Here is an 11,183-nt window from a genome sequence, read left to right as displayed (position 1 = left end):
AATGAAAAGTATTGTTTGGGATTTTGATGACACTATTGCTAATAGCTATCCAGGAATCGTGTCGGCTACACAGAGATCACTACGAGAAAATTTCGATATTAGTTTATCAAAAGATACTATTTTCAAAGAATCAAAAAAGACTTCTGTTCGTAAGTTTGCTGCTGAATTATTGAAGGATCAAGATGATCCAAAACAAGCTCTGGACTTGTTCTATAATGTTTATCATCGATACGAAAAAGAATATCATGATAAAATTACTTTGATTCCACACATCAAAAATGTATTAGAATATTGCGACAAAAAACGGTACATGCAATTTGTTGTGACACATCGTGATCAGTCTATTTATGATTTGGCTAAGTCACTAGGTATCGAACACTATTTCAAGGAAATCATTAGTGTTGAGAATGGTTATAAACGTAAACCCAATCCAGAAATGCTAAAGTATTTAATAGAAAAATATGATCTAGCTACAGATGATTTATGGGTGGTCGGCGATCGAGAAATTGATGTTAAATTTGGTAAGAGTGTTGGTGCTCATACAATTTTACTGAATGATCAAGAAGTTGACTTTGATTACGAATATCGAGTTAGTGATTTATTGGAAATTGAAAAAATTATTTAGTTAATAAGATCTCGACTGATTTTTAATTCGTCGAGATTTTTATTTTGGAGGATTAAAATGACCTATCAGTTGGTTAAGCAGGTAAAGGATGATTTACAATTAAGAAATAGTTTTATTGATTTGGCCAAGTCAACTTTTGATTTATCCTTTCAAGATTGGTATCAAAAGGGTTATTGGTCAGATAACTATATTCCTTACTGCTTAATTGATCATAATCAGGTAGTGGCAAATGTTTCGGCAAACTTGATGGACTTTTCTTGGCGAGGGCAGAGAAGACGTTATCTTCAAATTGGAACAGTCATGACTAATGAGAAATACCATCATCAGGGATTAGCTAGGAAACTAATGGAAACTGTATTGAGTGATTGGCAAACTAAAATTGATGCAATTTATCTTTTTGCTAATGATTCGGTATTAAATTTTTATCCTAAATTTGTCTTTGTTGAGGCTAAAGAGTATCAGCAACAAATAATTGCTCGGCCAATTACTGGGGATTTTCGCCGCTTAGACATGAAAAAAGAAGCTGACAAGGAATTGCTACGACACTTTTATCAACATTCGAATCCATATTCGGCGTTTTCTATGGAAGATAATTACGGTCTCTTGATGTTTTATTGTGATGAATTTCTAAGGAATAATCTGTATTATTCTGAACAAAATCAAGTTGTGGTGGTAGCAGAAAATGATGGAACAACTTTCACTTGTTGGGATATCTTTGGTTCACCACAACAGTCATTACAGACCATTTTGAATCAATTAGTGGATAAAAAAATGACCATTCAATTAGGCTTTACACCAGTAATCAATGATCTGCAGTTTCATGTACATAAGGAAAATGATGAGACTTTATTTGTTTATCGCGCAGGTGAAAATTTGTTTTCTGATGAAAAACTGATGTTTCCATTGCTATCGCACGCTTAGAGAATGTGTTATTCTAATAAAAAATATAGATAATGAGGATATATCTTTGGATACTGAATTAGTAAAACTAACATACGATCAAATTGTGGCATTACATTTACAAATTGAATCTGGCGATGAGATCGTTTTTAGTGAAAAAAGATTAAAAAGTAATCTTGAATTCTTGAATCAATTTAACGATTTGGAACTCTATGCAACACATTTGATTTGTACAATGATCTGTGATGATATTTTTGAGAAGTATAATCAGCAAACAGCCTTAGTGGCTTTGGATTTCTTCTTACGTCAAAACGGCCACGAATTAGATTTAGACAATGAATCTGAAAGAAATCAATTGTCAGAGTTAATGAAAAAGATTAAAGAAGCTGACCAATTAAAGAAAGACGATCTCGACGAAATTAGATTAGTCTTGAGCAGTTGCATTCACGCCAATTAAAAAAGCCTGTAGAGTTTAATCTACGGGCTTTTATTTGTAATCTAATTGATAAATACCACAATAGGGCATATTGGAAGTCAAGTTTGTTTCTGAATGACGAATCAAATAGACTTTTATATTCAGCTTCCTTATTCCTCAGATAATTTTTTATATTGTTGACGATATTTTTTCCATTCAGGTTTATCCATCAAGAAAGTTCTACCAGTTTCCAAATTGCGAACATTTAATACATAAGAAAAAACATACAGATCTAAAAGTGAAGCAATTAAGAATAAGACCCCGATGCCGCGAATCATTAATGTGGCCAGGCCAATAAACAATTCAAAATATTGACGTTTGTTATAAGTTCGAAATAATTTTGGCAATTTACCATCTTGATCGTATAATTCAGCTGTACTTTTTTTAGTTAATAGATTTTTAAAATTACGCATATAAAAGATCCCCTCAGTAATTCATTAAAGGTATTATAACAAAATTAGAATTGTATTAAATCAATTATTTATAATTAATCTCGTAAATTCCGCAAAAAGGAGTCATTCGGTCACCTGTGTATTGGGTCATCACGCCACCATGAGTAACACAACCGATGCAAGAATACTTGTCTTTGTAGCGGTCGAAAACGGAATTGACACGTCCAATGACTTCTTCACGGGTTTCAAAATCCAAATCTGACTTATGAGTACCATTTAGGTAGTCTTTATAGGCTAACGCCAACTGTTCTTCAGTGACATCCATTTTTCCTGATTTATCAGGACGCCATTCATGAAGTAATAGTTCAACTTGAGTAGGAATTTGATGGTACTTTAGAATTTCTTGAGCAGTCTGCATAGTGCGCGTGTAAGGGGAGACTAAAAGCATCTGAACCTCATTAAAAATTGGACTTTGGGCAGTTTTGTCAGCGATTTCAATGCCTTTTGGTGTCAACCTAGTAAGATCGCGTGCTAGTCCGGTATACCCAGCAGCGTCTACTTGGGAGAAGTCAGGTTCTGAATGACGAATTAAATATATTTTCATTGTGATATCTTCTTTAGTGTTTTCTTCTACTATACCAAAAAAACTCCTTCAATCATTAATCAGATTGAAAGAGCTTTCTTTTTTAACCTATTTGAAATATTCTTTTAAACCATTTGTGACATCTTGAGCCACTTCCTCACGATACTTAGCGGAATTGATGTACTTGTAGTCACTGGATGAATTGATATAACCTAATTCAATTAAGATCGAAGGTTGACTATTGTAATGCAAGACATATAAGTCTTTTTGGGCAGTACCACGACTGCCAATGGATAGCCCCTTCAATTGACTATTGATATCATCAGCTAATTTGCCATCCTTATTACGATTGTAGTAATAGGTTGTGACACCGGAGCCAGAATTAGCTTGGGCACTGGAATCAAAGTGCAAACTGATGAAGGCATCGGCCTGAATTTTACTTGAAAGGCGAGCACGTTCGCCAAGTGATTTACTGTTATCGCCAGAACGAGTCATGACAACACGGGCACCAGTTTTTTCAAGCTGTTGCTTGATAGCTTTAGCGTATTTGAGAGTAAAGTTCTTTTCAAATGTGCTCTTCTTAGATTCAGCACCGGAGTCATCGCCACCGTGACCAGGATCTAAGACGATCGTGGCTTCAGAAATATTAGTGGCGGCTGATTTAACAGCACTCTTAGTCCCTGAGATAGTAACGACCCAACTAGCAACATAACCAACGGTACCATCAGAATCACGTATCTTATACCATTTACCATCTTTACTTAAGTAATCAAATTTTTTGCCAACTTTAACAGACTTAACGACACGTCCATTTTGGTTAGGTTCGATTCTAACTTTAGTATTTGGTTGTGTGACAGTTACTGTCTTAATATCATCATCGGAAGTATTAGATGAACCAGAAGTTTTCTGAGTTCCTTGAATGAAGTTTGATTTGACCCAGCCAGCAGTACCGTTGTACAAAATCTGTGTCCAGTCTTGCTCTTGATACATAATAGTAACTTTTTGGGATTGTTCGATCGTTCCTAAAACATTACTACTAGCATCAGCACTCTTGAAAACAGTTGTATTCGGTACTTTGACGATACCCACTTTGTTAGTGGCCGAACTGACTTCGGTATTATCAATCAACCAGCTGGCAATCCAACCAATTTTATCTCCGGATAATCTTACTTGATACCATTTGTTTTTTTCAGCTAGGATAGCTAGTTTATCACCTTTTTTAACTTGACCCATATTTGCATAGGCAAGTCCAGGTCCAACACGAACATTGACTGAGTCCGACTGAACTACGACCGCGTTGGCACTAGCTAAAGCAACCGTTGACCAACTCGATAAGGCAAGTAATAACAAAATAGCAACAAGAATCCGGTTTTTAATGAAGAATTTAATTATTTTTTTCATTTAACTGAGTCCTTTGCGGTCTATTCACCGATACTACTATACGTATATATTACTGAAAAAAGCGCTAACTTAAAAGTGACAATGTGAATTTTTTGGAAAAACTTCGTAGATTAGAGAAAAAAGTTTCACATAATCTGGATAAATTCCGAATCTGCCTTGACTTTAAAGGTTATTTCGGATAGTTTATAAATATATTCGAAATCAGATAATTGCTTTACAGAGAATCTGGCCGCTGAGAACAGATAGTAATTGATTGCGTGACGTTTTATTCGTTTGGCAGGCGTTAACTGCAGCAAAAATACTAGGTGGTACCGTGCAAAAGAGCACCCTTGTCTGAATTGGACAGGGGTGTTTTTTTATTAAGGAGGATTATATGCGTTATCAAAAACCAAAAGGGACAATGGACATTTTGCCTGGAGAATCAGAAAAATGGCAATATGTAGAATCCATTGCTCAAGATACTTTTAATAAGTACCGTTTTTCTGAAATCAGAACACCAATCTTTGAATCATATGAAGTTTTTGAACGTTCATCAGGTGATACATCTGATATCGTTTCAAAGGAAATGTATGATTTCAAAGATAAGGGTGACAGACACATTGCCCTAAGACCTGAGGGAACAGCTGGCGTTGTTCGTGCTTATGTTGAAAACAAGCTATATGGACCAGAACATATCAAGCCTTACAAAGTTTGGTACAAGGGTCCAATGTTTAGATATGAACGTCCACAATCTGGTCGTCAACGTCAATTCCATCAAATCGGAGTTGAGGCTTTTGGTTCAGATTCTCCTGAATTAGATGCTGAAATTATTTCTGTAGGTTTAGAGTTCTTGAACCGTTTAGGTATCAAGAATTTGAAGGTGGCTTTGAACTCATTAGGAGATCCAGAGTCACGTGCAGCTTATCATAAAGCTTTGGTCGACTACTTCACACCATTCAAAGATCAATTGAGTGACGACTCAAAGGTTCGTTTGGAAAAGAATCCTTTACGTATCCTTGATAGTAAAGATGCAGAAGACAAGAAGATTGTTGAAAATGCACCCTCTATCTTAGATTATTTGAATGACGCTTCTAAGAGACGCTTTGAATATCTACAATCATTGTTAGATGATCTTGATATAAATTACGAAATTGATCCAACAATGGTTCGTGGACTTGATTATTATAACCATACTATTTTTGAATTTATGGTAACTGATCCTGCATTCGACAACAAAGAAATCACTGTTTTGGCCGGTGGCCGTTACAATGGTTTGGTTGAAGAATTAGGTGGACCAGAAACACCAGGTATTGGATTTGGACTTGGTGTGGAACGTTTAATGTTGTTGCTTAAGGATGAGGATATTCCAAGTCAAAACACTTTGGATGTTTACTTAGTAACAATCGGGGATAAAGCTGAACGTGCTTCAGTGAAGATTCTTTCCAACTTGCGTAGAGCAGGTTTTGTTGCAGATAAAGATTATCTACAAAGAAAAATCAAAGCTCAATTCAAGACAGCCAATAATTTGAATGCTAAATACACGGTAACTATTGGTGATACAGAGTTAGAAAATGATACTGCTAATGTTAAAAACATGGCAACTGGTGAACAAGTCAGTGTATCATTAGAAAACTTAGCCGAAGAATTGAAAAAAATCGAGGGATAAACATGGAAGAAAGAACAGATTATTGTGGCAACGTTACTGAAAAGTATGTTGGTCAAAAAGTTTCTTTAGATGGTTGGGTTCAACGCCGTCGTGATTTAGGTGGATTGGTTTTCGTTGACCTAAGAGATTATAAGGGAATCGTTCAATTAGTATTTAACACAGATCATCAGGACGTACTTGATGTAGCTGAAACATTGAGATCAGAATACGTTATTAACGTTATTGGTACCGTTAGACTTCGTGGTGAAGGTGCTACAAATGATGAAATGACAACTGGTAAAGTCGAAGTTGTTGTTGAAAAAGTTGAGATTCTTAACAAATCATTGACACCACCATTTGAAATCAAAGATGGTATCGATTCATCTGAAGAAACAAAATTAAAGTATCGTTATCTTGATTTACGTCGTCCTGAAATGCAAAAAGCTATCAGAACTCGTGCACAAATCAAACATTCAGTTAATGAATACTTATATGACAATGGTTTTATTGACATTGAGACACCAAACCTAACACCATCAACACCAGAAGGTGCTCGTGACTACCTTGTTCCTTCACGTGTTTATCCTGGACGTTTCTTTGCACTTCCACAATCACCACAATTATTCAAACAATTATTGATGGTCGGTGGATTTGACCGTTACTTCCAATTGGCTCACTGTTTCCGTGATGAAGATCTTCGTGGTGACCGTCAACCAGAATTTACTCAAATTGATATTGAAACTTCATTCATGAACAAGAAGGAAATTCAAACTGTTACTGAAGGACTTATTGCTCGCGTTATGAAGGATGAAAAAGGTATTGAAGTTAAGACTCCATTCCCAAGAATCGACTGGGACGACGCTATGGATCGTTATGGTTCAGATAAGCCAGATGTTCGTTTCGGTATGGAACTACAAAACTTGAACGATGTATTGAAAGATACTGAATTCAAAGTCTTCAAGAATACTATTGATGATGGTGGTCAAGTTAAGGCTATTGTTGTTAAAGATGCTGCTGACAAGTATTCACGTAAGAATATTGAAAGCTATCAAGAATATATCAAACGTTTCGGTGCTAAAGGACTTGCATGGTTCAAGTACAATGACGACGATATGACAGGTGGCGTATCTAAGTTTATCAAGGATCATAAAGATGCTCTTGTTGACCGTCTAGGCCTTGAAAATAATGATTTGGTACTATTTGTTGCCGATAAGAAGAAAGTCGTTGCTGACGCCTTAGGTTACTTGAGAAAAGCTATTGCTAAGGAACAACACTTGTATGATCCAAATGAATTTGCCTTTATCTGGGTCGTTAACTGGCCATTGTTTGAATATGATGAAGGAATCCAACGTTGGACAGCCGCTCACCATCCATTCACAATGCCAAATGAAGAAGATGTTCACTATCTAAATGATGGCGAAGATCCTCATAAAGCATACGCACAAAGTTACGATATCGTTCTAAACGGTTACGAGCTTGGTGGTGGATCAATCCGTATTCACGATTACAAGATTCAAGAGAAGATGCTTAAAGCATTGAACTTCACTAAAGAAAAAGCTTATGAACAATTTGGTTTCCTACTAGATGCCTTACAATATGGTTGTCCTCCACATGGTGGATTGGCTATTGGTTTGGATAGATTTGCTATGCTTCTTTCAGGTAAGGATAATATCAGAGATGTTATTGCTTTCCCTAAGAACTCAAATGCTACAGAACCAATGACACATGCTCCACTTGAAGTTGCAAAACAACAATTGGATGATTTAGGTATTGAAGTAAGTAAAAAAGATTAGAGAGCGAAGCAGGGGCGCTCAGCCTCCGAGGATTTTGCCTAAGTACTGAAATTGCACGCGTATTTTGCGGGCAGTTTCAGTACTGTAGCAAACCACAGGAGGTTGCCCCTGCGCAGCTCGTTTCCACTATCAAACATAGAACAATGGTTCTTCCAAAAAAGAATACTAATCAAAAATAACCGTGATAATGGTCTGAAAAAATGGTCCATTATTACGGTTATTTATTTTGCCTAAAAAAGTTCCCAATTTCATGGATAAATTGCAAAACTATTCAATAAAACAAATTTTCCGAAATATATTTATATTTTCATATTCCATTGCAATATAATAGTTTATTGTTGTAAACTTAGAACAATATTAGAAAATTATTTAAATTGTGTACAATTTAGCAAGTCAACCTATTGTGGGAACTAGCTTTTGAGCATATTTCTAGATTTAATTTTTCTGATGTTTATACTATAACCTGTAATAAATGAGAAGGAGTGTTTTTTTATGGCAGAGTATAAAAAAGATCTGAAAGGTTTATCTGATGAACAATATCAGGTGACACAACATGCAGCAACGGAACGCGCCTTTAGTGGCAAGTATGATGACTTTTACAAAAAGGGAATCTATGTTGACATTACAAGCGGTGAACCACTATTTTCATCAGCAAAGAAATTCGACGCTGGTTGTGGCTGGCCTTCATTCAGCGAACCAATCGCTAAGTTGCAAGAGAAACGCGATACTCAATTCGGTATGGAAAGAACTGAAGTTAGAAGTAAAGGTGCCGATGCTCATTTGGGTCACGTATTCACTGATGGTCCTGAAGAAGCTGGCGGTTTAAGATATTGCATTAATTCTGCATCTTTGAAGTTTATTCCTTATGAAGAAATGGATGAAAAGGGATATTCAGACTACAAGAAGTATGTAGAAGAAGGAGATGCCGAATAATGAAAGAAGAAACTGCAATTTTTGCCGGTGGCTGTTTCTGGTGTATGGTTAGTCCATTTGATAAATTGCCTGGAATTATTTCAGTAGTTTCAGGTTATACAGGTGGACATGTTCCCAATCCTACATATGAACAAGTAAGTTCTGGTACCACAGGTCATACCGAAGCCGTTAAAATAACTTATGATGCTGATATTTTTTCTTATAAAAAGTTAGTTGAAATTTACTGGCAAGTCGCCGATCCTACCGATGCCACAGGACAATTCCAAGATCGTGGCGATAACTACCGCCCAGTAATTTACTACGCAAATGAAGAACAAAAAGAAATCGCTGAAAAATCAAAAGACGATTTAGCTAAATCTGGAGAATTTGACGAACCAATCGTTACTGAAATTCTTCCTGTTGAACCTTTTTATGATGCTGAAGACTACCACCAAGACTTCTATAAAAAGGATCCGTTCAGATATGAATTGGAAGAACGAGGCGGACGAGCAGAATTTATTAAAAAACATCGTAAATAATCTAAAAGTCTGATCATTTGTGCTAATATGTTTAGGTAACTTAAGACAATTAGGAGAACTTTTAGTATGGGTGAATTAGATAAGTTGATCGAAAGACATCAATACTTATCCAAAGTTTCAGTAGCATTTTTATATTCAATTGCTGTATCAATTGCGGTTAACATGTTTTGGACGCCGGGTGGAATCTATGGTTCTGGTGTAACCGGTGCTGCCCAATTGATATCAACAATTTCACAGCGATGGCTGCCATTTAATTTATCGACAGCGGTAATGTATTTTGCGTTGAACGCACCACTGTTTGTGCTATCTTGGCGAAAAATTGATCACAAGTTTACTGTATTTACAGTGATTGCGGTTGCTTTAGCCAGTACGATGATGCATTTGTTACCACCAATTAAGATCACTGCTGATCCGTTAGTATGTGCAATCTTTGGTGCTGTGGCGAATGGATTTGGTACAGGGATGGCATTGAGAAATGGTATTTCGACCGGTGGAATTGATATTTTAGGAATTATTCTACGTAAGAAAACTGGTAAGAGTGTGGGAACGATTAATATTATGTTTAATATCTTTATCGTTGCCTGTGCTGGTTTCTTGTTCGGCTGGGTTCACGCTTTGTACAGTGCGGTCAGTATTTTTATTAATGGGCAAGTCATCGATATGATTTATAACAAGGATCAAAAGCTCCAAGTTATGATTGTCACTTCGAAGCCTAAAAATGTTATTACACAAATTCAAAATGAGATGAGACGTGGTATTACCATTGTTCATGACGCCGAGGGTGCTTATAAGCATGAAGAAAAAACTATTTTATTTACAGTTATTTCTCGTGCTGAACTACACGACTTAGAGACAGCGATGGTTAACTCAGATCCACACGCGTTTGTGAGTGTCACGGATACCGTAAAGGTCATGGGTAGGTTTTATCAGGCTCATATCTATTAAAAGAGACGAAACCAGTTGGTTTCGCCTTTTTTTGTGCCCAATGAATCTATGCTATAATTTCATTGATTTGTTGAATTGGAGGGATTTGCATGATAATTGGATCACATGTTGCTATGAAGGCTCCTAAAATGCTGGCGGGATCAGCCAAAGAAGCACATAGTTATGGTGCCAACGCAATGATGATTTTTACAGGTGCACCACAGAATACACGTCGTAAAGATGTATCTGAAATGAATATTCCAGAAGGACAGAGACTATTAAAATTATATGGAATCGACCATATTATTGGCCATGCTCCATATATCATTAATTTAGGCAATACAGTTAAACCAGAAAATTTGAAATTTGCTATCTCCTTTGTACACGATGAGATCAAGCGTGCTGATGCTTTGGGAATTGAAGCACTCAGCTTTCATCCAGGAGCTCATTTGAAACAAGGCCCTGAAGTAGCACTTAAACAAATTGGTCAGGCCTTAAATGAAGCTATTGATCCTAATCAAAAAGTTTCGATAGCCTTAGAAACAATGGCTGGTAAGGGTACAGAAGTCGGAACTAGTTTTGAGCAATTGGCCGAAATATTTGATAACTGTGCTAATAACGAAAAACTGTCAGTGACAATGGATACTTGTCATATGAGTGATGCTGGATATGATGTTAAAAATGATTTCGATGGTGTTTTGAATGAATTTGATCACATTATCGGCTTAGACAAATTATCAGTGATCCATTTAAACGATTCTAAAAATGAGCCAGGCTCACATAAAGATCGTCATGAAGATATTGGCTTTGGAACAATTGGCTTTGATGCCTTAAATTACGTGGCTCATCATCCACAGTTGGAAAATTTTCCTAAGATCATGGAGACACCTTACGTTAAAAAAGATGAGAATGACAAAAAGGGGATTGCACCGTTCAAACCTGAGATTGAAATGTTGCGTGCGGGTGAGTTTGATCCTGAAATGAAAGAGAAGTTAATTCGAAACAATTAAAAAAG

The 11,183-nt window shown here is 36.3% G+C and carries 12 protein-coding genes; 9 read left to right on the top strand and 3 right to left on the bottom strand.

What is annotated here, in order from left to right:
* Position 1: 1 nt before the first annotated feature.
* From U8526_RS01730 to U8526_RS01720, 3 genes are read left to right on the top strand one after another with little or no spacing between them, the layout of a single operon-like run.
* Positions 2–625, top strand: a complete 624-nt coding sequence (locus tag U8526_RS01730) for an HAD-IA family hydrolase (RefSeq protein WP_334340243.1) — start codon at positions 2–4, stop codon at positions 623–625.
* Between the two features lie 57 nt (positions 626–682).
* Positions 683–1,546: a GNAT family N-acetyltransferase gene (locus tag U8526_RS01725; RefSeq protein WP_334340242.1), complete on the top strand. Its 864-nt coding sequence runs from the start codon at positions 683–685 to the stop codon at positions 1,544–1,546.
* A 46-nt stretch (positions 1,547–1,592) separates the two neighbouring features.
* Positions 1,593–1,982 carry a hypothetical protein gene (locus tag U8526_RS01720; protein ID WP_334340241.1) on the top strand — a complete coding sequence of 130 codons (390 nt, stop codon included), beginning with the start codon at positions 1,593–1,595 and terminating at the stop codon, positions 1,980–1,982.
* A 128-nt stretch (positions 1,983–2,110) separates the two neighbouring features.
* On the opposite strand, the gene U8526_RS01715 is transcribed toward U8526_RS01720, so the two are convergent.
* The 3 genes from U8526_RS01715 to U8526_RS01705 form a co-directional block, all read right to left on the bottom strand.
* The gene (locus tag U8526_RS01715) at positions 2,111–2,413 is read right to left on the bottom strand and encodes a hypothetical protein (RefSeq protein ID WP_334340240.1); all 303 of its coding nucleotides are present in this window, start codon (positions 2,411–2,413) and stop codon (positions 2,111–2,113) included.
* Positions 2,414–2,477: 64 nt separating this feature from the next.
* Positions 2,478–2,996, bottom strand: coding sequence for a histidine phosphatase family protein (locus U8526_RS01710; RefSeq protein WP_334340239.1), 519 nt, complete (start codon positions 2,994–2,996; stop codon positions 2,478–2,480).
* 87 nt (positions 2,997–3,083) lie between these two features.
* On the bottom strand, positions 3,084–4,376 hold the full coding sequence (locus U8526_RS01705; protein WP_334340238.1) for an N-acetylmuramoyl-L-alanine amidase: 1,293 nt from the start codon (positions 4,374–4,376) through the stop codon (positions 3,084–3,086).
* Between the two features lie 373 nt (positions 4,377–4,749).
* Here U8526_RS01705 and hisS point away from each other — a divergent pair, with 373 nt between their 5' ends.
* The 6 genes from hisS to U8526_RS01675 all read left to right on the top strand — a co-directional run bounded on the left by hisS (position 4,750) and on the right by U8526_RS01675 (position 11,178).
* Positions 4,750–6,021 carry a histidine--tRNA ligase gene (hisS, locus tag U8526_RS01700; protein WP_334340237.1) on the top strand — a complete coding sequence of 424 codons (1,272 nt, stop codon included), beginning with the start codon at positions 4,750–4,752 and terminating at the stop codon, positions 6,019–6,021.
* Between the two features lie 2 nt (positions 6,022–6,023).
* The gene (gene aspS / locus U8526_RS01695; protein ID WP_334340236.1) at positions 6,024–7,793 is read left to right on the top strand and encodes an aspartate--tRNA ligase; all 1,770 of its coding nucleotides are present in this window, start codon (positions 6,024–6,026) and stop codon (positions 7,791–7,793) included.
* A gap of 492 nt (positions 7,794–8,285) precedes the next feature.
* Positions 8,286–8,726, top strand: coding sequence for a peptide-methionine (R)-S-oxide reductase MsrB (gene msrB, locus U8526_RS01690; RefSeq protein ID WP_334340235.1), 441 nt, complete (start codon positions 8,286–8,288; stop codon positions 8,724–8,726).
* A complete protein-coding gene (gene msrA / locus U8526_RS01685) occupies positions 8,726–9,244 on the top strand; it encodes a peptide-methionine (S)-S-oxide reductase MsrA (RefSeq protein ID WP_334340234.1) in 519 nt (172 codons plus the stop codon). The genes msrB and msrA overlap by 1 nt, the downstream gene beginning before the upstream one ends.
* Positions 9,245–9,310: 66 nt before the next feature.
* Positions 9,311–10,189, top strand: coding sequence for a YitT family protein (locus U8526_RS01680; RefSeq protein WP_334340233.1), 879 nt, complete (start codon positions 9,311–9,313; stop codon positions 10,187–10,189).
* A gap of 89 nt (positions 10,190–10,278) precedes the next feature.
* Positions 10,279–11,178 carry a deoxyribonuclease IV gene (locus U8526_RS01675; protein WP_334340232.1) on the top strand — a complete coding sequence of 300 codons (900 nt, stop codon included), beginning with the start codon at positions 10,279–10,281 and terminating at the stop codon, positions 11,176–11,178.
* Positions 11,179–11,183: the final 5 nt, after the last annotated feature.

It is taken from the genome of Companilactobacillus sp. HBUAS56275 (genome assembly GCF_036913655.1).
GTDB classification, from domain to species: domain Bacteria; phylum Bacillota; class Bacilli; order Lactobacillales; family Lactobacillaceae; genus Companilactobacillus; species Companilactobacillus pullicola.
Note: the sequence above shows the minus strand (reverse complement) of the source record. Positions and strands in the feature narration are given on the sequence as shown.

Bases quoted from the DNA above. Each gene is read 5' to 3' on its own strand.
- U8526_RS01730 (WP_334340243.1), top strand. From the start codon at position 2: ATGAAAAGTATTGTTTGGGATTTTGATGACACTATTGCTAATAGCTAT.
- U8526_RS01725 (WP_334340242.1), top strand. From the start codon at position 683: ATGACCTATCAGTTGGTTAAGCAGGTAAAGGATGATTTACAATTAAGA.
- U8526_RS01715 (WP_334340240.1), bottom strand. From the start codon at position 2,413: ATGCGTAATTTTAAAAATCTATTAACTAAAAAAAGTACAGCTGAATTA.
- U8526_RS01710 (WP_334340239.1), bottom strand. From the start codon at position 2,996: ATGAAAATATATTTAATTCGTCATTCAGAACCTGACTTCTCCCAAGTA.
- U8526_RS01705 (WP_334340238.1), bottom strand. From the start codon at position 4,376: ATGAAAAAAATAATTAAATTCTTCATTAAAAACCGGATTCTTGTTGCT.
- hisS (WP_334340237.1), top strand. From the start codon at position 4,750: ATGCGTTATCAAAAACCAAAAGGGACAATGGACATTTTGCCTGGAGAA.
- aspS (WP_334340236.1), top strand. From the start codon at position 6,024: ATGGAAGAAAGAACAGATTATTGTGGCAACGTTACTGAAAAGTATGTT.
- msrB (WP_334340235.1), top strand. From the start codon at position 8,286: ATGGCAGAGTATAAAAAAGATCTGAAAGGTTTATCTGATGAACAATAT.
- msrA (WP_334340234.1), top strand. From the start codon at position 8,726: ATGAAAGAAGAAACTGCAATTTTTGCCGGTGGCTGTTTCTGGTGTATG.
- U8526_RS01680 (WP_334340233.1), top strand. From the start codon at position 9,311: ATGGGTGAATTAGATAAGTTGATCGAAAGACATCAATACTTATCCAAA.
- U8526_RS01675 (WP_334340232.1), top strand. From the start codon at position 10,279: ATGATAATTGGATCACATGTTGCTATGAAGGCTCCTAAAATGCTGGCG.